The organism is Hymenobacter nivis (genome assembly GCF_003149515.1).
In the GTDB taxonomy this organism is placed as follows: domain Bacteria; phylum Bacteroidota; class Bacteroidia; order Cytophagales; family Hymenobacteraceae; genus Hymenobacter; species Hymenobacter nivis.
In genome coordinates this window covers 4,079,267-4,098,389 of record NZ_CP029145.1, presented here as the reverse complement: position 1 = coordinate 4,098,389, position 19,123 = coordinate 4,079,267, and the positions used below count along the sequence as shown (strand labels likewise).

Annotated in this window: 20 protein-coding genes and 2 tRNA genes; 4 read left to right on the top strand and 18 right to left on the bottom strand. The window is 63.7% G+C overall.

Annotated features, from left to right (window positions below; translation table 11 throughout):
• Positions 1-8 precede the first annotated feature (8 nt).
• From porG to DDQ68_RS18160, 10 genes are all read right to left on the bottom strand, one after another.
• Positions 9-776: a type IX secretion system protein PorG gene (porG, locus tag DDQ68_RS18205; RefSeq protein ID WP_109657579.1), complete on the bottom strand. Its 768-nt coding sequence runs from the start codon at positions 774-776 to the stop codon at positions 9-11.
• Between the two features lie 51 nt (positions 777-827).
• Entirely contained in the window at positions 828-1,703 is an 876-nt protein-coding gene (locus DDQ68_RS18200) for a DUF6089 family protein (protein ID WP_109657578.1), read from the bottom strand.
• 138 nt (positions 1,704-1,841) lie between these two features.
• Positions 1,842-2,735, bottom strand: coding sequence for an NAD kinase (locus DDQ68_RS18195; protein ID WP_109657577.1), 894 nt, complete (start codon positions 2,733-2,735; stop codon positions 1,842-1,844).
• 75 nt (positions 2,736-2,810) lie between these two features.
• The gene (locus DDQ68_RS18190; protein ID WP_162550233.1) at positions 2,811-4,259 is read right to left on the bottom strand and encodes a POTRA domain-containing protein; all 1,449 of its coding nucleotides are present in this window, start codon (positions 4,257-4,259) and stop codon (positions 2,811-2,813) included.
• Positions 4,260-4,290: 31 nt separating this feature from the next.
• The gene (locus DDQ68_RS18185) at positions 4,291-4,968 is read right to left on the bottom strand and encodes a CBS domain-containing protein (protein WP_109657575.1); all 678 of its coding nucleotides are present in this window, start codon (positions 4,966-4,968) and stop codon (positions 4,291-4,293) included.
• A gap of 183 nt (positions 4,969-5,151) precedes the next feature.
• Positions 5,152-5,934, bottom strand: coding sequence for an alpha/beta fold hydrolase (locus DDQ68_RS18180; protein WP_109657574.1), 783 nt, complete (start codon positions 5,932-5,934; stop codon positions 5,152-5,154).
• A 10-nt stretch (positions 5,935-5,944) separates the two neighbouring features.
• Positions 5,945-6,556, bottom strand: a complete 612-nt coding sequence (locus tag DDQ68_RS18175) for an anthranilate synthase component II (protein WP_109657573.1) — start codon at positions 6,554-6,556, stop codon at positions 5,945-5,947.
• Between the two features lies 1 nt (position 6,557).
• A complete protein-coding gene (locus DDQ68_RS18170) occupies positions 6,558-7,091 on the bottom strand; it encodes a CvpA family protein (RefSeq protein WP_109657572.1) in 534 nt (177 codons plus the stop codon).
• Positions 7,092-7,473: 382 nt separating this feature from the next.
• A complete protein-coding gene (locus tag DDQ68_RS18165; RefSeq protein ID WP_109658502.1) occupies positions 7,474-7,938 on the bottom strand; it encodes a GatB/YqeY domain-containing protein in 465 nt (154 codons plus the stop codon).
• Positions 7,939-8,030: 92 nt separating this feature from the next.
• Positions 8,031-9,053: a hypothetical protein gene (locus DDQ68_RS18160; protein WP_109657571.1), complete on the bottom strand. Its 1,023-nt coding sequence runs from the start codon at positions 9,051-9,053 to the stop codon at positions 8,031-8,033.
• Positions 9,054-9,166: 113 nt separating this feature from the next.
• On the opposite strand from DDQ68_RS18160, the gene DDQ68_RS18155 reads away from it, so the two are divergent.
• Both DDQ68_RS18155 and DDQ68_RS18150 read left to right on the top strand, forming a co-directional pair.
• On the top strand, positions 9,167-9,883 hold the full coding sequence (locus DDQ68_RS18155; RefSeq protein ID WP_109657570.1) for a pyridoxine 5'-phosphate synthase: 717 nt from the start codon (positions 9,167-9,169) through the stop codon (positions 9,881-9,883).
• Between the two features lie 163 nt (positions 9,884-10,046).
• Positions 10,047-12,239: an NIDO-like domain-containing protein gene (locus DDQ68_RS18150; RefSeq protein WP_162550232.1), complete on the top strand. Its 2,193-nt coding sequence runs from the start codon at positions 10,047-10,049 to the stop codon at positions 12,237-12,239.
• A 25-nt stretch (positions 12,240-12,264) separates the two neighbouring features.
• On the opposite strand, the gene DDQ68_RS18145 is transcribed toward DDQ68_RS18150, so the two are convergent.
• From DDQ68_RS18145 to mutS, 8 genes are all read right to left on the bottom strand, one after another.
• Complete coding sequence (locus DDQ68_RS18145) at positions 12,265-13,260, bottom strand: AAA family ATPase (RefSeq protein ID WP_109657568.1); 996 nt, start codon at positions 13,258-13,260, stop codon at positions 12,265-12,267.
• 57 nt (positions 13,261-13,317) lie between these two features.
• Positions 13,318-13,464 carry a hypothetical protein gene (locus DDQ68_RS23070; RefSeq protein ID WP_162550231.1) on the bottom strand — a complete coding sequence of 49 codons (147 nt, stop codon included), beginning with the start codon at positions 13,462-13,464 and terminating at the stop codon, positions 13,318-13,320.
• Positions 13,458-13,853 carry a GAF domain-containing protein gene (locus tag DDQ68_RS18140; protein WP_109657567.1) on the bottom strand — a complete coding sequence of 132 codons (396 nt, stop codon included), beginning with the start codon at positions 13,851-13,853 and terminating at the stop codon, positions 13,458-13,460. The genes DDQ68_RS23070 and DDQ68_RS18140 overlap by 7 nt, the downstream gene beginning before the upstream one ends.
• A 3-nt stretch (positions 13,854-13,856) precedes the next feature.
• Positions 13,857-14,006 (bottom strand): hypothetical protein, encoded by a 150-nt coding sequence (locus DDQ68_RS23065; RefSeq protein ID WP_162550230.1) that lies wholly within the window; start codon positions 14,004-14,006, stop codon positions 13,857-13,859.
• A 183-nt stretch (positions 14,007-14,189) separates the two neighbouring features.
• Positions 14,190-14,273 (bottom strand) — tRNA-Leu (locus DDQ68_RS18135).
• Positions 14,274-14,771: an HNH endonuclease gene (locus DDQ68_RS18130; protein WP_109657566.1), complete on the bottom strand. Its 498-nt coding sequence runs from the start codon at positions 14,769-14,771 to the stop codon at positions 14,274-14,276.
• Positions 14,772-14,825: 54 nt separating this feature from the next.
• Positions 14,826-14,901, bottom strand: a tRNA-Gly gene (locus DDQ68_RS18125).
• Positions 14,902-15,029: 128 nt separating this feature from the next.
• Complete coding sequence (gene mutS / locus DDQ68_RS18120; RefSeq protein WP_109658501.1) at positions 15,030-17,693, bottom strand: DNA mismatch repair protein MutS; 2,664 nt, start codon at positions 17,691-17,693, stop codon at positions 15,030-15,032.
• A gap of 231 nt (positions 17,694-17,924) precedes the next feature.
• Here mutS and DDQ68_RS18115 point away from each other — a divergent pair, with 231 nt between their 5' ends.
• A complete protein-coding gene (locus tag DDQ68_RS18115) occupies positions 17,925-18,458 on the top strand; it encodes an RNA methyltransferase (protein WP_109657565.1) in 534 nt (177 codons plus the stop codon).
• A 196-nt stretch (positions 18,459-18,654) separates the two neighbouring features.
• Positions 18,655-19,074, top strand: coding sequence for a hypothetical protein (locus tag DDQ68_RS18110; RefSeq protein ID WP_109657564.1), 420 nt, complete (start codon positions 18,655-18,657; stop codon positions 19,072-19,074).
• Positions 19,075-19,123: the final 49 nt, after the last annotated feature.

Genomic DNA, 19,123 nt, shown 5'->3' with positions numbered 1-19,123 from the left:
GTACCGGGTTACTTCAGCAGCCGCTTGTTGTTTTTGTACTGTGGCGGGCAGTGCACCTTATAAAAGGTGTATGAAACGCTAAGGCCACTGTAATAATACCAGTCGTTGTCGTGCGGATTTACCAGTAGCGGGTCTTGGTCGCCTAAGTTATCCAGCTTGTCGCTAAATGTTTTACGCACGCCCACCTCCAAGCCCAGATTGATGTGCTGCGACAACGCATACTTTACACCAGCCCCTGCCGGAATGGCAATTCCGAAATGCCCACCCGAACGGTTATAGTCGGGCCCCAGGCCCTGATTGGCCGTTTGGGTCCGGGTGTTGGCATAGTAGCCGCCCACCCCGATGAACAGGTACGGCGTGAAGTGGACTTTTTGCTTGCGGGCGTGGTAATCCATGAAGTTATACTCCATGGCCACGGCTGCTTCCAACACGCTACCTTTCATGTTGGAGCCCCGGTAAGATTGCAGGGGTGGCACGCCCCCGCCTTCACCAGTTACGTTGGCATCGTCAGCTCGCAATAAGCCGGCTAAAAAGCTGCCCCGCAACGTTATCGGCGCCGATACATCGCGCCGGTAGAAAGCAGTGATGGCCGGGCGGTTGTTCCCGAATTGGTATTGCGGGGAAATTTCGCCCCGGTAATTAGTTACGCCTAAGCCCAAGCCTAGCTCACTGGTGCTTTGGGTTTCGATTTGGGCTTGCGCCGAGGCGCAAAAAAACGCATTCCCCGCTTGCACCAGGCAAGCAAGGAATGCGTAACGAAATGCATTAACTATCATCAAGCTAAGTAAGGAACTGAGCGCTGGCCAGCAGTGGCGGGCCAAGGTCGCTTAGCGGAATTTTGGGTTTTTGATGCGGGGCGTCAGGATGTAGTTCAACGACAAGCCGGTTACGGTGTACCAGTCGGTTTTATTTTGGCCGCGCTGAGCGCCAGGGACAAACCCACTAAAATCACCAGTATTGCTTTTGGTTACCGAGGTCGCTGGGTCTGTACCGCCAAAGTAAGCAGCTTGGCCCGTCAAATTAGCCGCATACTTGCCATTCACGTCATCGAGGTAACCGGTGAACGTCTTGCGGATGCCAAACTCCAGACTAGCGTCGAAGTTGCGGTTGATGCGGTAGCGCACACCGCCGCCGAACGGAATAGCGACCTGAAAACGGCTGTAGTTCACTCCTTCGGTAGCCAGCGGCTGCAAGGGGACGTAGTTGCCGTTTGCGTCGCGGCCTTTCGGGTTATGGTGGAAGGCAGCCACGCCAGCAAACACATATGGCACGAAGTCCGGGCGCTTCAGGTAGTTGTTGCGGTTCTGGATGAGGTCAATAATGACTACGCCCGAGAGTTCAGCAATGTCGTTTTGGAAGTTGGCGTTGCGGTTGTAGCGGTACCGGGCATTTTGGTCAGAAGCGTTGGCAGCCGTAGCGTCATCGCCGTTGATGCGGCCGTACGACAAGCCCAACCGCCCCGAAACGCGCGGGAAGAAGCGACGCGTTATGGTCACGCCCACGTTGGGGCGAGTGTTATTGAATCGGAAACTGGCAAACCCGGTATTAGGGGCCAAGTCGCCGAAATAGTTCATGGCGTTGATATTGAAGCCGACGGAATTGTACTGCTTACGCTTGTTGAACTGTTGCGCATCGGCCTGCGAGGAACCGAGCAACGCCAGTCCCACCAGTAGGGCAGTGGGATATGTGAAGATATGTTTCATAAGGCAACGAAAGTGAATAGCGTAGATCGAGGGCGAAACGGAAAAGTACCAATAGCGGACTCTCAGGTGGTTACAAAAGTAGAGACTCTTGGGAACTAAAAAAAATTTGTGGGCGATTTTCAGACCCACCGCAATTTATTAACCTGGCACTGAGCTAGGGTTGCGGCGGTCAAGCCCCCAGTTCAGCTTGCTGCGGAGCGTGCTCAAAAAATTCACGTGGTTGAGCTTGACCAGGCGGGCACAGAAGCTTTCGCGGCGCACGGCCATCTGCACATTGGCGTCGACGGAGATGGAGCGGGAATCGAGCGAAAGCATATAATTTGAGCTACGGCCCTCAATTTCAAAGGAAAGTACGCTTTGGTTGGACACAACGAGGGGCCGCACATTCAGATTGTGGGGGCATACGGGCGCAATGATAAAATTGTTGGTTTGGGGAACCAATACCGGGCCCCCGCAACTCAGCGAATAGCCCGTGGAGCCGGTGGGCGTGGCCACCACGAGGCCATCGGCCCAGTAAGAATTCAAGTATTCGCCATCAATGTAGGTATGCACGGCAATCATTGAAGCCGAGTCTCCCTTTAAAATACTAAATTCATTCAGTCCAAAGTTCAACCCGCCGAATACGTCCGGGTCGGTGTCGACGCGGATGAGGCTGCGGTCGTCGAACACAAAATGGCCCTTGTACAGGGCGTCGATGGCCGGGCCAATGCCCTCGGGGGTGACGGTAGCCAAGAAACCCAGCCGGCCGGTGTGAATGCCCAGAATAGGAATTTGCAGGGCCCCCACGTAAGTCACGGTGTCGAGCAGGGTGCCGTCGCCACCGATGCTGAGTACAAAGTTGGTGCCCCGCAGCGAGTCGCCGCGCCGGAAACTAGTGGTGTTGGCGGGCAGGCGCAAGGTGTTGTCGAGGTAGGTGCGGAAGGATTCTACGATGCGCACTTCGGCCTGGCGGGCGGCCAGGTCGTCGAGGAGGGCTTGGATGGCCGGGGCAGCGTCCTCTGCGAAGGGCTTGCCAAGGATGGCGAATTTCATGCGGTCGGAAACGGTAGTTGATGCGAATAACGCACCTGGAGCGGCGTCGCGGAGTCCGGGGCCCCGGCGGCGGCCTCAAATGGGGAAAGTGCTGCGGAAAAAGTACCCCGCCTGGCCCAGGCCATTCAGGGTATATTCGAGGGTGAACACCCGGTCGTAGTACGTGACCAAATGCAGGCCGAGGCCCACCGAACGCAGCAGGCGGTTGGGCAGCTGATTGCCGGGTGGGGCCCCGGGGGCCACCACGTAGCCCGCGTCGGCAAACAGGTTGAGGTAGGCCACGAGCGGGATGGTGTTGATTTTAGGATTGTTGATGCCGGCCAGGTGAATTTCGCTAGCGTTGAAAAGCCGGTAGCTCACGCCCTGCTGCACGAGGCCATAGTGGCGGCCGTCAACGACGTAGGCATCGTAGCCGCGCACCAGCGCGTCGTTGCCCAGGGCGCGTGCATCGGCATAAGCCAGGGCCCTGGTGAGGCGCACTTGCCCGTTCAGCTCGAATGCATAATAGAACCGGTGGCCCAGCGAAAAATAGTGGTCGTATACCAGGCGCAGGGTGGTGAGGGCCGGCAGGTCGGGGTTGAGGAAAACGCGGTGCGCCAGCAGGCCCTGGGCAAACTGCCCGGTGAGCGGGTAGGCAAAGGTGTTGCGCTGGTTAAGGGTGCTGACGAGGCTGAAATCGAGGAACTCGCGCGCGGTGCGGCCCAGGAAATAATTGAGGTTGTCGAAATTCACCGAGTCCAGAATCTGCTCGCGGTGGTACGAAACGTCGAAGGCGGTGAGGAACTGTACGGTGTGGCGCAGGCGCAGACCCCCCGAGGCGTAGAGCCGCTGAATGGCGTAGGCGTCGGCGGGGCGGTAGGCTTGCAGGCGGTCGTCAAGGGTGCGGAAATCGACGGAGCGACTTTGGGAAAATGAAAAGCCGCCGCCCACGCCCACGCGGCGGGTGCGGCCCAGGCCGGGGGCTTCGTAAAACACCTCGTACTTGGGGTTGAAGCCCAGCTGTAGGTTGGCCGTCAGCTGCTCGTTGCGGCCCCGAAAGTTGTTCCGTACCAGGTGCAGGCCGTAATCGAGGCGCCGCCAACGGTCGGGCCGGTCGAGCCAAGACCGGAAGTTGCGGTCGGCAATGGAAAAGATGGGCACCGGAAACGTGTACAGCCGCTCCTGCACCACAAACAGCAGTACCAGCTGGCCGTTGCCCTGGCAGCTGGCCTGCACCAGTACCGCGTGGAAAAGCTGGAGGTTGAACAGCCGGCGGCGGTTGGCTTCGAGGCGGGCGGGCAACTCGGCCAGGTCCAGCGTGTCGCCCTCGCGGATGTTCAGCTCGGCTCGCAGGATGCGGGCGCGCGTCACGCGATTGCCCACCAGCAGCACCGCGGCCACGCGGGCCCGGGCGCCTCCCCCCGTGCAGGGCAGAATGCGCACCAGCGTATCGGTGGGGGCCACCACGGGGGGCAGGGCGCGGGTAGCGCGCAGGGGCAGCGTATCGGCCGGGGCGGGCCCCGGACCGGCCAGCCACCCCAGCAAAAATAATAGCACGCCCAGCACCCGTTTCCCGCTACACGCTCAGGTAGCGCAACAGGCCGTCGTAGCGCTCCTGCTCGTCCTCATTTACCTCGCCGGCTCCGCTGAATTGCGCCGCCACAAAGTAGCCAAACCGTTCGAGCGTGGCCACGATGCGGGCCAGGTTATCGGTGTTCAACTTCAGGGTGAGGCGGATACGGTACGGGTCCTGCTCGTCGGGCATGACGTAGGAGTTCACGATTTTGGCGTTGTTCTCCTCCACGTAGCGGCTGATTTGCGAGAGCGAGTAATCTCGCTCGGCCATGCTGAGCACAATGATGCCGCCCTGGCCAGGGGCCGACGTTTGGGGCCCGAAGGCGGCCAGCGCGTCGGCCACCGTTACCACGCCCACGTAGGCGTCGTCATCACCCACCACCGGCACCAGCTGAAGTTTATTTTCAATGGCCAGCTCCACCACCTTGAAAAAGTGCTGATCGGGCCGCACCACGGTTTCGCGGAAGCCCAGCGTGAGCTCCGAAAGCAGCGTGTCGGGGTCGTCAACATCGGCCAAATCGGCCTCCGTCACCAGGCCGCGGTACCGGCGCTCGGCCAGCACCGGTAGCTGGCCCACCCGAAACTCATCGAGCCACCGGGCAGCTTTGCCCAGCGAGTCGGTGCCCTTGAGGGGCGGAATCATTTCGTTGAGTAAATCTTCGGCGAGCATGGCTTGCATGGGCGGGCGGGGCGAAAAAACGCGGCGCCGGGGCGGACGCACGCAAGATGAGAAAACGGAAATAGGGCAACCTGTATTCAGTTGGTAACGATAGTTGGGAAACGAGAAGCGAAAAGTTGGCGGGGCCCCGGGCCGCCGGGCCCCACGGGCGGGCACTGGCAAAAATTGCGCCGGGCCGCCACGTCAGGCCAAAACGGCGGACTGCGGCTCGGTCTTACGCAAGAAGCGGCGCAAGTAGGCATTGAAGCCGGCGGGGCGCTCCATCATCGGGGCGTGGCCGCAGTGGTCGAGGAAGGCCAACTCGGCCGCGGGCAGCAGGCGGGCAAAGTCGTGCGCCACCGGCGGCGGGGTGATGGTGTCGTTCAGGCCCCAGATAAGCAGCACCGGCACCTGAATGCGGTGCAGCTCCTTAGTGAGGTTGTGGCGCTGGGCCGAGCGCGCAATGGCGATGATGCGCAAGCACTTGGCGTTGGAGTTGGTAATGCGAAAAATCTCATCAACCAGCTCCTTTGTGGCCACGGCGGGGTCGTAGAAGGTGTAGGCAACCCGCTCCTGCACGAAGCCGTAGTTGCCGCGCTTCGGGAACGAGCCGCCCATGCCGTCCTCAAACAAGCCGCTGCTACCCGTGAGCACCAGCCGGCTCACCCGGGCCGGGTTGTCGAGGGCGTACACCAGGGCCACGTGGCCGCCCAGCGAGTTGCCGAGCACTGTGAAGGCCGGCGGCAAGTCCAGCGCCGCCACGAAGCCCTCGACGTAGCGCGCCAAGCCCGGCACACCGGCCTGCGCCAGCGGCATTTCGTAGATGGGCAGCAGCGGGATGAGCACGCGGTAGTGCGGCCGGAAGGCATCCACCACGTCGGCCCAGTTGCTGAGGGCCCCGAACAGGCCGTGCAGCAGGAGCAGCACGGGCCCCTCGCCCTCGTCGACGTACTCGTAGCCTTGGCGGTGGTGGGTCTGCAATTCCATGGAAGTGATACTAACCGGCCGCGGAGGGTACGGGTTTTGCAATGTTACAAAAGCGTAGCCAATTGGCCAGCATCGCCCGGCCGTCGGGCGTGAGGAGAGCTTCGGGGTGAAACTGCACCCCAAACAGCGGCCAGGCGGCGTGGCGCAGGGCCATCAGCTCGGGTGGGCCGGGGCCCCCGGTGGTGTGGGCCAGGGCCACCAGCGCCGCGGGCAGCGGCTCGCGCAGCACCAGCGAGTGGTAGCGCGTGGCGGGCGTGACGGCCGGCAGACCCGCTGCCAGCGCCGCCCCCGGGGCCCAGGCAACGCTGGATACCTTGCCGTGCATGGGCCGGGCCGCCCGCCCCAGCTCGGCCCCAAAAAACTCGCCCAGCGCCTGGTGCCCCAGGCACACGCCCAGCATGGGCAGCCGCGCGTGGTAGTGGGCAATAACGGCCGGCATGACGCCCGCCGCCGCCGGCACGCCGGGCCCCGGCGAGAGCACGATGCCGTCCCAGGCCGTTTGTTGCAGCTCTGGCAGGGGCACGTCGTTGCGGCGCACCACCACCTCGGCCCCCAGCTGGCGCAGGTAGTCGGCCAGGGTGTGGGTGAAGGAATCGAAGTTGTCGAGCAGCAGCAGGCGCACGCTAGTTGGGGTGGGTAAGCGCAGTTTTCATGCGCGTGAGCAGGCCCTTGGCCACGGGCAGTACGTAGGCCGTGGTGCGCAGCGCCAGCGGCGTGGCCTGCCGCACCACGGGCAGCACCTGCGAGCCGGCCACCACCTGGGGCCCCAGCAGCGGCAGCCCGGCCAGGCCGGTGCCGTGCAACAGCAGGCTCAGGCCGAGCAGCCACTTGAGCAGGCCCGCGGCCCCGCCCAGCAGGCTATCCAAGAAGCCCAGCGGGGTTAGGTGCAGGGCAGTTTTCAGCAGGCCACCCAGCCAGTGCACGCCCCACAATATCAGCCCAAACACCAGCGCGAACGAAACAATCGGCAGCAGCCCGTAGGCCTCGCCCACGTAGTGCCGCACCACCGGCACCGTGGCCGTGAGCAGGCTAAGCCCCCCCACCACAGCCAGCACGAAGGCCAGCAGCGAGGCCACTTCCAGCACCAGCCCGCGCCGGAACCCCTTCACGGCCCCCACGCCAAGCACAAGCAGCAGGAGCAAATCGAGGGCCACCATTTTTTCAATGAGTGAGTTGGTTCGTTGGTGAATGAGTGATTTTGTGACTGGGTGAGTTGGCGAGTCAGTGAGTTCCCGAATGGATGAGGCCGTCATGCAGAGCGCAGCGAAGCAGCTTTCCAGTGTTACTATACTCGTCGCGCAGTGATTTACGAAAAAGCAGTGGGGTGCGGGACTTGCCCCTGCTCCCCGTTGCGCGAACCGCGCGCCAATTGTGCAACGACGGGCGGGGGCAAGCTCCGCACCCTACTGAGCGACGAGTATAATCATGATTACTGGCGCGGGAAAGCTGCTTCGCTGCGCTCTGCATGACGGCCTTTTTTATATGGAAATAATCCCTATTCATTCGCCAAATCACTCATTCACAAATCACTAAATAACGCTACTGGTTGGTATTGTTCAGCAGGTTGCTTACGACCTGGGAAATCAGCTTGCCGTCGGCCTGGCCGCTTAGCTCGCGGGCGGCTACGCCCATCACCTTGCCCAAGTCGGACGGGCCCTGGGCCCCTACGCGCTGGATGATGTGCACGAGGCGCTCGACCAAATCGGCCTCGGTAAGCTGCTGGGGCAGGTATTCTTCGATGATGGCCAACTCGGCCAGCTCGTTACTTTCGAGGTCGGAGCGGAACTGCTCTTTGTAGATGGCGGCGGCGTCGCGGCGCTGCTTGGCGGCTTTGTTGAGGAGCTTCAGCTCGGCATCGGGGGTGAGGGCGGCGCCCTGGGCCCCTTCGGCGGTTTCGGCCAACATAATCTGCGACTTGAGGGAGCGCAGCGTGGTGAGGCGCACCTTGTCTTTGGCCAGCATGGCTTGCTTGATGGCGGCGTCGAGGGTTTCTTTGAGGGGCATGGCCAGGAAAGTTGGGATGTAGAAGGGCAAACCGGGACCCAGGAGGCCCGTGTACTGCCGCAAAATTACGCTGTAGCGGGCCGGCAGCTACTTTAGGCCGCTGCGCCGCTCGCCAGGGCCCCCAGAAACTCCTGGGGCCGGTCGAGGTACAGCGCCAGCCGGCGCACGGTGCGGCGCGTGCCGTAGGGCCCCGCCACCACCACGGGTGCGGCAAACGTGAGCAGCACGTTGGGGCTGGCCAGCAGCACTTTGGCGGCGTCCAGCGTATCGGGCGCGGACGCCGGGGCCTCACGGATGGCCGTGGCCACCACCGCGGCCCGGGGCACCACCACCTGCCACACGAAACCCACGCGCACCACCAGCGCCTGGGGCCCCAGCAGCAGCGGGCACAGCCGCACGGCGTGGGTGTGAGCCACCAGCAGCAGCACCGTGTACAGGCTTAAAAACGTGAGCCAGTTGGCCGCCGCGGGGTACCAGTGGCCCACCACAAGGTGCGCGGCGGCAGTTTCGACGAGCGTGAGCAAGCCCACCGTCGCCATCAGCGCCACGAACCCCGACTCGCGGTGGCCGCTGAAGGCGGCGTGGGCCGGGTGCGCCGCTACCGGGGCCCACCAGCTCAGCACGGCGTAGCGCAGCATGTTGATTTCAGCCACCAAAAAAACGCCCGCCTGGCCCAGCACCTGCTCCAGGGCCAAGGCCAGGCTGGAGCCCCGGCCCAACTGCAGCCGGGCGGCGCTGTAGGCCCGCCACAGGCGCCGGGCGCGGGCGGCGGCGGCCAGCAGCGCCGCGCCTTCCAGCAGCGCGGGCAGGAAGGCCAGGGCCCGCAGGGGTTGCTGCCGGCTGGCGGGCAGCAACCAAAATGCCAGCGCCAGGCAGACGCCCACCGCCGCCCCTACCGTGCTGAGGGGCAGGGCATAGCGCCGCATCACCAGCCAGTAGAACAGCGCCGGCACCACCACCAGCAAATCGAACACCACGGCCGCTGGCAGCGCGGGGTGCTGGTAGAAAATGGGCCGCGTGGTAACGGCGTGCTCGGTGGCCACAATGGCTAGCACCAGCCCGGCAAACAGCAGCAGCGGGCGCAGGCGCGGGGCAACGGGAAAGGCTACGGTCATCAGAAAAAGAGCAAGGCGGCAAACGCCAGGGCCGGCCGCCGGTTGTGCTGGGAGATGGAACGGCCTGACCTTCGCGGCCGGGCCGTTCTGCCCGCAATATACCCCGCCCTACCATGACTAAGCTCAGCGTCAACATCAACAAAATTGCCACCCTGCGCAACGCCCGGGGCCCCCACGCCCGCCCCGACTTGCTGCAAGTCGCCCGCGACATCGAGCGCTTCGGGGCCGAGGGCATCACGGTGCACCCACGGCCCGACGAGCGCCACATCCGCTACCAGGACGTGCGCGACCTGCATGCCGTTGTGACCACCGAGCTGAATGTGGAGGGCAATCCCACGCCCGATTTCCTGGCCCTGGTGCGCGAGGTGCGCCCCGCCCAGGTTACGCTGGTGCCCGACGCGCCCGAAGCTCTCACCTCCAGCGCGGGCTGGGACACGATTTTACACCAGGCATACCTGCGCGATGTAGTGGCCGAATTGCACGCCCACGGCAGTCGGGTCAGCATTTTCCTCGGTATCGACTTGGCCCTCATGGACGCGGCGGCCACCACCGGCACTGACCGCATCGAGCTTTACACCGAGGCCTACGCCCGGCAGTACACCGCCGGGCGCGAGGCCGCCGTGGGACCCTACCGCGCCGCCGCTGCCCACGCCGGCCGCCTGGGCTTGGGCGTGAACGCCGGCCACGACCTCGACCTCGACAACCTGGCCTTTCTGCATCAGCAGCTGCCCGAGCTGGCCGAGGTAAGCATCGGCCACGCCCTGGTGGCCGATGCGCTGTACCTGGGCCTGGAAAATACCGTGCAGCTCTACAAGCGGCAGCTGCGCTAGCCGGGCCCTGGGGCCCGGGGCCCGGGAAACGGTGCCCCCCCCCCCGCCGCCCGGGGCCCGGTTGGCGTTAGTTGCTTGCATTCAAGCGCTTGGCGCGATAGAAGCGGGATTTCTCCTACCTTTGATCAGAAGCGTATTTTTCACATTTCTTCTACCCTTTCTTATGTTGAAACCACTACTCTTTGCCGCCGCGCCCACCTGGGTGCGGCGCGGGCTGTTGGCGCTGGCGCTACTGCCGGCCCTGGAAGCCGGCGCCCAGTCGCTGGCGTATATCCCAGGCGGCGCCGTGAACGTGGCCGGCACCTACGCCGACCTGGGCGCGGCGGGCGCGGCCATTGCCACGGCCAATACCGACGATGCCAACTCGGCGGCCCAGAACATTGGGTTCACGTTTAATTTCAACGGCGTGGCGTTCACGCAGTTTGTACTGAACACCAACGGCTTCGTGCGGCTGGGGGCCGTAGCACCCTCGGCCGGGGCCCTGTTCCTGAGCGAGACGGCGCCCACCCTCGACCCCATCCTCAGCCAGGACCCGGCGGACGTCAACATCTTAGCCCCGTTCAACATAGACCTGGCGGCGGGCACGGCTGCCGGGGGCCCCGAGTACCGCGTGGCCACCACCGGCACGCAGCCCAACCGCGTGTGCACCGTGCAATGGAAAAACGTGAGCGACAAGGCCGCCACCGCCGCCACGCAGTACGCCAGCTTCAGCTTCCAGCTCAAGCTCTACGAAGCCGATAATACCATCGACTTTGTGTACGGTCCCACCGTAGCGGGCACGGGCACGCCCGGTTTTCGCTATTCGGTGGTGGGCATTAAGGGCTCGGGGCTGCACGACGGCCAAACAGTGCTGGCCGAAAAGCCTGGCTCGAACCTGCCGTGGGCGTCCACTACGTTCCGCACGGGCTATTACCCCACCACGAACATTTCCGCGACCAGCTTCTCCATCAACTATACCCACAACATTCGCGCTGACGTGCCGGCCGACGCGGGCCGCACGTACCGCTTCACCCAACTGGGCGTGGTGGTGTACACGCTGGGCACGGTGGCTAGCTACGCCTCGCCGCTGGCCGTGCAGGCCCGGGTGTTCAATTACTCTGCCGCGCCGCTTACCAACCTGCCCGTGACGCTGGCCGTGAGCGGGGCCACCACGTTCAGCAATACCCAAACCGTGGCGTCGCTGGCCGCCGGGGCCTCGGCGCTGGTCACGTTTGCCCCCTACCCCGTGGCGGCCACCAGTGGCACCAATACCGTGGCCGTTTCGGTACCAGCTACGACTGCGGCGCCCGCCGTTTCGCAAGCCGTGGCGCAGGCAATTTCGCCCATCAATTTAAGCTACCTGGCCCCCAACCAAAACATTATCAATGGGGCTGGCATTGCCGCGGCCGGCAACGTGGTGGCCGTGGGCTACCGCACCACCGGGCCGGCGGTGCTCACCACCGTTACCCCCGCTTTTTACGGCGGCGGCATGGCGGGCTCAACTTACCAAGTGGTAGTGTACGGGGCCACCACCACCGGCCAGCCCGGCGCAGTGCTGTACACCTCGCCCGTGCGGCCCCGGCCTTCGGCCAACGTCATCGCAACCCCCGACGCGGTAACCATCCCGAGCACGGCCGTGAGTGGCAACTTCTTCGTGGGCGTCAAAACCATCGGGGCCGATAACATCATGTTAGCCTACCAGGACGAGATTCCGCTCCGGGCCGGCGCGTTCTTTCTCAGCACTGACGGCACTACCTGGAGCGATTTGAACACGCAAACTAGTATTAGCCCCCGCCTGGCCATTGATGTGACGCTGGGCCCCGGGGCCACCTGCGCGCCCGTGACGGCCCTCAGCGCCACGCCTACCGGGGCCACCACGGCTACAGTGTCCTTCACAGCCGGCAGTGGCAATACCAGTTACACCGTGACCTACACGCCTGCCGGCGGCACGGCCCGCACGGTGGCGCCGGCTCCTACGGCCTCGCCGGTGCTGCTCACGGGCCTTGCGGGCAACACGGCCTACGCCGTAACAGTGGTGGGTAATTGCGGCGGGAGCCCGGCCGCGGCGGCGGCTACCACCTTCACCACCGGGGTGCCCACGGCCACGCGCAGCGCCCTGGGCGCCGGCGTACTGGCCGCGTTCCCGAACCCCGCCGGCCGCGCCTTCACCCTCAGCCTACCCGCCGTGGCAGGGGCCCGCAGCGCCGCCCTGGCGCTGTACAACGGCCTCGGCCAGCAGGTGCTGACCCGCACCATCGCCCTGGCCCCCGCCGGCACCCAGGCCCTGCTCGACGTGAATGGCCTCGCCCCCGGCCTCTACACAGTGCGCGTGCAGGCCGGCAGCCAGTCGGCCAGCCTACCCATCACGCTGCAATAAGCTGCATAGCTTAGCTTGAATGGCGCTAGCTGCTAATCGGCACTTTGCCCAGGATGGCCTCAATTAAATCCTGGGTGCGGATGCCGTCAGCCTCGGCCTCGTAGGTCAGCAAAATGCGGTGGTTGAGCACATCGGCGGCCACGTCCTTAATGTCTTCGGGCAGTACATAATCGCGGCCGGCCAGGTAGGCTACGGCCTTGGCGGCGCGGTGCAGGGCAATGCTGGCCCGCGGGCTGGCTCCAAACTGTACGGCCTGCGCGAAGTCGGGAAGGTCGTAGTCGGCCGGGCGGCGGGTGGCAAACACCAGCTCAATGATGTACTTCTCCAGCGTTTCGGAAATCTGCACCTGGTTGATTTCCTGTCGGATGCCCTGAATGTCGGCGGCCGTAAGCACCGGCTGCACGTCTTCCTGGAAGCTCAGGTTGGCCATGCGGCGCATCACCTCCAGTTCGTCGGCCTTCTTCAAATAATCGACGTGCACCTTCAGCATGAAGCGGTCGACCTGGGCCTCGGGCAGCGGGTAGGTACCTTCCTGTTCCACCGGGTTTTGGGTGGCCAGCACCAAGAAAGGCCGGTCGAGGCGGTAAGTAATTTCGCCGATGGTCACCTGGCCCTCCTGCATGGCTTCGAGCAAGGCGCTCTGCACCTTGGCCGGCGAGCGGTTAATTTCGTCGGCCAGCACGAGGTTGGCGAAGATGGGGCCTTTCTTCACCTCAAACACCGACTGCCCTTGGTTGTAAATCATGGTGCCCACGAGGTCGGACGGCAGCAGGTCGGGCGTGAACTGCACGCGCTGAAAATGCAGGTTCAGCACCTTGGCTAAGGTGGACACGGCCAGGGTTTTGGCCAGCCCCGGCACGCCTTCGAGCAGAATGTGACCGCCCGTGAAGAGCCCGATCAGCAACCGCCCCACCAGCACCTGCTGGCCAATCACCACCTTGCCCATTTCGGTGAACACCCGCTGGATGAGGGCGGGGTAGTCGGGCGGCGTGGGAGCAGCGGCGGGAGGCGTGGGCAACATAGGCAGGGGCGTGAGTGGGGCCGCAAATTACACCGCCGGCCCGGGGCCCCGGCCGCTTCAGGCGCGCAAAGCCTGAATTTGCTCCGTCAGCACCGCAATTACCCGCAGGCTTTCCTCGCGGGCGGCCTGGTAGGCGCGGGCGATGGGGCCGTCCTCCGCCTCCCAGGCGGCCAGGGCCCCCAGGGTTTCCAGGCGCGTCACCAAGCTTTCGGTGCGGGCGTAGATGGCCTCCCACAGCAGCTGGTTCCAGGTGGGCTGTTGCAGCAGGTGCAGGCGCAGGTCGAGCAGGCCATCACCACGGTGGCCAGGCGCGCCAGCAGCTCCGATTCGGCCTCGCTGAACGTGCGAGGCTCGTGGCCAATTATGCAGAGCACGCCGATAGGGTAGCCGGCCGCGGTGCGCAGCGCATGGCCGGCGTAGAAGCCCAGGTACAACTGCTTCACCAGGAAGGGATTAATCAGGTCGCAGGGGTGGTCGTGCAGGTTTTCAAAAACCGTGGTTTCCTCGCTCAGCATAGCCACCGAGCACAGGGTTTCGCCCCGGTCCACAATGTCCAGGCCCGGCCCCAGCCCGTAGTTGAGGCCCAGGCTCACTTCCTATTCGTCCACGAAAGCCACAATGCCGATGAGCACGTTAGATAGCTTGGCCGCCAGGCGCACCAGCTCCGAAAACGTCTCGTCCCGCATCGTGTTCAGCAGCTGATACGGCCGCAGTGCCTGCAAGCGCAGCTCTTCGGCGAGGGGCAACGGGGCAAGGTGAGCAGTAGCCATACAATTATTTCCCGTTTTAAACACCAGGTTGATACCCAAAGATACGCGCCGGCCGTTGGCATCCCCGTCTTCTAATCAAATATTAAGATTACCCACCCGCCGGGCCCCATTTCTAACGACAAAGCCCCGCTTCCGGGCGGGAAGCGGGGCTTTGCATTGTACCAGAGACGGGAATCGAACCCGTACTTCCTCACGGAAACGACAGTTTAAGTGTCGCGTGTATACCAGTTTCACCACTCTGGCTCAAGCAGTTAGCTTTGAACGCTGTTGGTTTTTACCCCGATAATTATCGGTCAGCGCGTGGCAATTGGGACAAAGCAAGCGCAAGTTAGCAAGCCGGTGGTCATTGTTCACGCCGTTAGCGTGGTGCAGTTCCAGCGGAATGGCTTGGTTACACCATTCAACCAGCCCGCAATCCTCACACTTTACTTCTTTTAAGCCATGCTGAATCAGCCGGTTCCGAAGGCGGAAAGTGGAGGTGTAGGTAGAGTTTTCAACCAGGATGCCTTCCCACGAAAAAGACTTGCCGAGCATGTGGTAGCGAGGCCCCTGGTTCCAGCCCGCCCCTGTGAAGTGGCTCGTGTCCAAGGCCAGCAATTTGATGCGGGCGTGCACCGTTTTGTAGTTGCCGCCCGCGGGCACCAGCCCGATGCGGCCCAGCACTTGCCGGATGGACAAACTTTCGGCCACCGCCTGCCGAAACTCGTCGTCCGTGCTGAGGAATTTGCGCGTGGCGGCCATGGGGCGGGATAAAGCAAAAAAGACGTTGCCAGGGGCAGCGTCTTTTTTCGAACTTGGAGCGGGAGACGAGGTTCGAACTCGCGACCTCGACCTTGGCAAGGTCGCGCTCTACCAACTGAGCTACTCTCGCAATATAACCGCGACTGGCGTAGCGGCTAATGGTTTCACAAAGGTAGGGGGATTTTGGCGGGAGGCAAGCCCGGGGCCCAAAAACTTGCCCCTGGCGCAGCTTTGGGGCTCATTTTCAGCCTGAAAAATTTACGCGGGGCCCAGCGTCAGCTTCAATTCGTTCAGCTTTAGCAGCGCTTCGATGGGCGTGAGGGTGTTGACGTCGAGGTTTTGGAGCAGCTCGCGCAGGCGTTCCAGGGCCGGGTCGCCGGGCTCGAACATACTTAGCTGGAGCTGGGCGCGCGGGGCGGTGGCCACGGCCGAGGTGGCGCGGGGCCGGGGCTGGGCCGGCTGGGGGTCCTCGTCGAGGCCCGCCAGCACGGCGTCGAACGCGGTGGGGGCCCCGGCGTCGTCCACGCCGGCGCTGGTGCGCTCCACTTCGAGGTGGTGCATGATTTCGTTGGCCCGCAGCACCACGGCGGTGGGCATGCCGGCCAGCCGCGCCACGTGGATGCCAAAGCTGTGCTCGGAGCCGCCGGCCTGCAGCTTGCGCAGGAACAAGATGCGGCCGTCGGCTTCCTTCACAGCCACGTTGTAGTTGCGGACGCGCGGGCAGTCGTCGGCCAGCTGGTTTAGTTCGTGGTAGTGGGTGGCAAACAGGGTTTTAGCCTTGGCTTTGGGGTTGTTGTGCAGATGCTCCACAATGGCCCAGGCGATGCTGATGCCGTCGTAGGTGCTGGTACCGCGCCCGATTTCGTCCATCAGCACGAGGCTGCGGTCTGATAAATTGTTCAGGATGGAGGCAGTTTCGGTCATCTCCACCATGAAGGTACTCTCGCCCTTGCTCAGGTTGTCGGAGGCCCCCACGCGGGTGAAAATCTTGTCGATGATGCCCACCGTGGCGCTTTCGGCGGGCACGAAGGAGCCAATTTGGGCCAGCAGCACGATGAGGGCCGTTTGGCGGAGCAGAGCCGATTTGCCGGCCATGTTGGGACCCGTAATCACCACAATCTGCTGGTCGGTCTGGTCGAGGCAGATGTCGTTGGGGATGTAGCTTTCGCCGGGCGGCAGCTGGCGCTCGATGACGGGGTGGCGGCCCTGCTTGATGTCGAGCACCGTGCCGTCGTTCACCACCGGCCGCACGTAGCGGTGCTGGCGCGCGGTGAGGGCAAAGCTGGCCAGGCAGTCCATCACGCCGATGGCGCGGGCATTTTGCTGAATCTGGGGCACGAAATCGAGCGCGCTCAGCACCAGATCGGTGTAGATGCGCTGCTCGATGACGAACAATTGCTCCTCGGCGTGGAGAATTTTTTCCTCGTAGGTTTTCAGCTCCTCGGTCACGTAGCGCTCGGCGTTCACCAGGGTCTGCTTGCGAATCCAGGCCGCGGGCACCTTGTCTTTGTGGGCATTGGTGACTTCGAGGTAGTAGCCAAACACCTTGTTGTAAGCCACTTTTAGCGACGAGATGCCGGTGTTGCGCTGCTCGCGCACTTGCAGCTGCAAGAGGTAGTCTTTACCTGAAAAGGCCAGGCCGCGCAGTTCGTCCAGCTCGGCGTCCACGCCGTCGTGCAGCACGCCGCCCTGGTTGGTGAGCAGGGGCGCGTCGGACTTGATTTTGGCCTGAATCTCCTTGCGCAGAGCCAGGCAGGGGTTGAGCTGGTCAGCCAGCTTTTCCAGGGCCCGCACGCCGGAGCCGGCCAGCCGGGCACGCATGGGCTCCACGGCCTCTAGGGCCCTGGCTAGTTGCAGCAGCTCGCGCGGGTTCACGCGGCGCACGGCCACTTTGCTGATGAGGCGCTCCAGGTCATTGATTTGGCGCAGGTGCTGGGTGAGGTCGGCCAGCAGGTCCTCGTCGGCCACCAGGGCCCCCACGGTGTCGAGGCGGCGCTGAATCTGGCCCACTTCCTTCAGCGGCAGTACCACCCACTTGCGCAGCAGCCGGGCCCCCATCGGGGTCAGCGTCTGGTCCAAAATGTCAATCAGGGGCACGCCGCCGGGGTGCTGGGCCTGAATCAGCTCCAGGTTGCGCACCGTGAAGCGGTCGAGCCACACGTACTTGTCCTCCTCCAGGCGGCCCAGGCTGGCGATGTGGCTGAGGTTGGCGTGCTTGGTTTCGGCCAGGTAGTGCAGGATGCAGCCGGCGGCGATGACGCCTTCCTTGAGATTATCCACCCCGAAGCCCTTGAGCGACGTGGTGCGGAAGTGCCGCGTGAGGGTGTCGTGGGCGTAGTCGGGGCCGAACACCCACTCATCCAAGGCATAAGTGCAAAAATCGGGGCCGAAGTGGCGCTCAAAGTCGCCACGGCTTTTCTTGCAGAACAGCACCTCGGCGGGCCCGAAGTTTTGCAGCAGCTTGCCGAGGTAGCCAATGTCGCCCTGGGCCACCAGGAACTCGCCGGTGCTGATGTCGAGGAAGGAAATGCCGGCCTCGCTCTTGCCGAAGTGGATGGCGGCCAGGTAGTTGTTGGCGCGGCGCTCCAGCACGTTGTCGTGCAGGCTAACGCCGGGCGTCACCAGCTCGGTTATTCCTCTTTTCACCAAGCCCTTGGCCTGCTTGGGGTCTTCGAGCTGGTCGCAGATGGCCACGCGCTGGCCGGCGCGCACCAGCTTGGGCAGGTACGTATCGAGCGAGTGGTGCGGGAAGCCGGCCAGCGGCACCTCGCTGGACGTGCCGGCCCCGCGCTTGGTGAGGGTAATGTCGAGGATGCGGCTGGCAGTAACGGCGTCTTCGCCAAAGGTTTCGTAGAAATCACCCACCCGAAACAGCAGCACCGCGCCCGGGTACTGGGTTTTGAGCTGGTAGTACTGCTTCATCAGGGGCGTATCGATCACCGGCGCGGCGATGAAGTGGTCGGGGCCCACGGACTTGATGACGAATTCTTTTTTGGGAGCGGACAAAGCGAAAAAACCTGGGGCGCGAAGCCAGGGCTTCGGGCGGTGAGGAAACGGCAATTACTAGCGCAGCACGGGCCGCGGGGGACCCAGCGGCACGGGGCGCCAGGGCCCCAACGCAGAACGCGCCGCGGCACGTTCCTACCTTTGGCCATGCGAAAACTTACCATGGCCGAGCTGAACCGCGTGGCGGTGGCCGACTTCAAAAGTACGCCCAAAAGCCCCGTGGTTTTGGTGATGGACAACGTGCGCAGCCTGCACAACGTGGGCGCTGTATTCCGCACCGCCGATGCGTTTGCGCTCGAAAAAATCTGGCTCTGCGGCATCACCGGGCGGCCGCCGCACCGCGAAATCACCAAAACGGCCCTGGGCAGCGAGACCGCCGTGGCCTGGGAATACGCCGCCGAAACGACCGACGCCGTGGGGGCCCTAAAAGCGGCCGGCTACCAGGTAGTGGCCGTGGAGCAAACCACGGGCAGCGTGCCACTGCCGCAGTTCCGGCCCGCGCCGGGCCGGCCGCTGGCGCTGGTGCTGGGCAATGAGGTGTTCGGTGTGGACGACGCGGTGCTGGCCCTGTGCGACGTGGCCGTGGAAATCCCGCAGTTTGGCACCAAGCACTCGCTGAACGTGGGCGTGGCGGCCGGCGTGGTTCTCTGGGACGTGCTGGTAAAGCTGGGCGTAGTCTAGTTGTTCGTTGTTTGAAGTGTCTGAAAATTAAAATTTGAATGTCATGCTGAGCTTGCCGAAGCACCTCTCCCGCGCAACTAATTAAGATTACTACCGCGGCAGAGATGCTTCGGCAAGCTCAGCATGACCGTTTTACCTAACTCGAACAGCTTCCAAATAGCACCAGCCTGATAACGGATAACAAGCAACTAACCCCATGCCCGATTTCCTCCGCCCCGACGACCAGCTCCGCGCCCTGCGCCCCCTGGTGCCCACCGAAACGCCCGCCGATGCGGCTACCGATACCGTGGGCGACTTCCTCCACGCCACGCTGCGCCCCGTACTGAAGCTGCAAAACGCGCTGCTGCTGGCCGCGGTGGCCGACTTCGTGCGCGACCACCACATTGCCCTAGCCGCGGCCGATGCCACCATCCAGCAGCGCCTGCTCACCGAACTACTGGGCCGCAACACCAAGCTGCGCTACACCATTATCGGCCTCGTCACGGCCCTGTTCACGGCCGCCGAGTACACCTACTACCGCACCCAACGGCCCGAGCTGAACCGCCGCCTGCTGGCGCTGGCCCAGCAGCGCGTGCTGGGCCAGGCGGCCACTGTGGGGGCCCTAGTGGCTGCCTAAAAAAAGCGCTGGCGCCCGCCTGGGGCCCACCACTTTCTGTTGATTTTGT

Coding starts and splice junctions, on each gene's coding strand:
- porG (WP_109657579.1), bottom strand. CDS start 776: ATGATAGTTAATGCATTTCGTTACGCATTCCTTGCTTGCCTGGTGCAA.
- DDQ68_RS18200 (WP_109657578.1), bottom strand. CDS start 1,703: ATGAAACATATCTTCACATATCCCACTGCCCTACTGGTGGGACTGGCG.
- DDQ68_RS18195 (WP_109657577.1), bottom strand. CDS start 2,735: ATGAAATTCGCCATCCTTGGCAAGCCCTTCGCAGAGGACGCTGCCCCG.
- DDQ68_RS18185 (WP_109657575.1), bottom strand. CDS start 4,968: ATGCAAGCCATGCTCGCCGAAGATTTACTCAACGAAATGATTCCGCCC.
- DDQ68_RS18180 (WP_109657574.1), bottom strand. CDS start 5,934: ATGGAATTGCAGACCCACCACCGCCAAGGCTACGAGTACGTCGACGAG.
- DDQ68_RS18170 (WP_109657572.1), bottom strand. CDS start 7,091: ATGGTGGCCCTCGATTTGCTCCTGCTGCTTGTGCTTGGCGTGGGGGCC.
- DDQ68_RS18165 (WP_109658502.1), bottom strand. CDS start 7,938: ATGCCCCTCAAAGAAACCCTCGACGCCGCCATCAAGCAAGCCATGCTG.
- DDQ68_RS18160 (WP_109657571.1), bottom strand. CDS start 9,053: ATGACCGTAGCCTTTCCCGTTGCCCCGCGCCTGCGCCCGCTGCTGCTG.
- DDQ68_RS18155 (WP_109657570.1), top strand. CDS start 9,167: ATGACTAAGCTCAGCGTCAACATCAACAAAATTGCCACCCTGCGCAAC.
- DDQ68_RS18150 (WP_162550232.1), top strand. CDS start 10,047: ATGTTGAAACCACTACTCTTTGCCGCCGCGCCCACCTGGGTGCGGCGC.
- DDQ68_RS18145 (WP_109657568.1), bottom strand. CDS start 13,260: ATGTTGCCCACGCCTCCCGCCGCTGCTCCCACGCCGCCCGACTACCCC.
- DDQ68_RS18130 (WP_109657566.1), bottom strand. CDS start 14,771: ATGGCCGCCACGCGCAAATTCCTCAGCACGGACGACGAGTTTCGGCAG.
- mutS (WP_109658501.1), bottom strand. CDS start 17,693: ATGAAGCAGTACTACCAGCTCAAAACCCAGTACCCGGGCGCGGTGCTG.
- DDQ68_RS18115 (WP_109657565.1), top strand. CDS start 17,925: ATGCGAAAACTTACCATGGCCGAGCTGAACCGCGTGGCGGTGGCCGAC.
- DDQ68_RS18110 (WP_109657564.1), top strand. CDS start 18,655: ATGCCCGATTTCCTCCGCCCCGACGACCAGCTCCGCGCCCTGCGCCCC.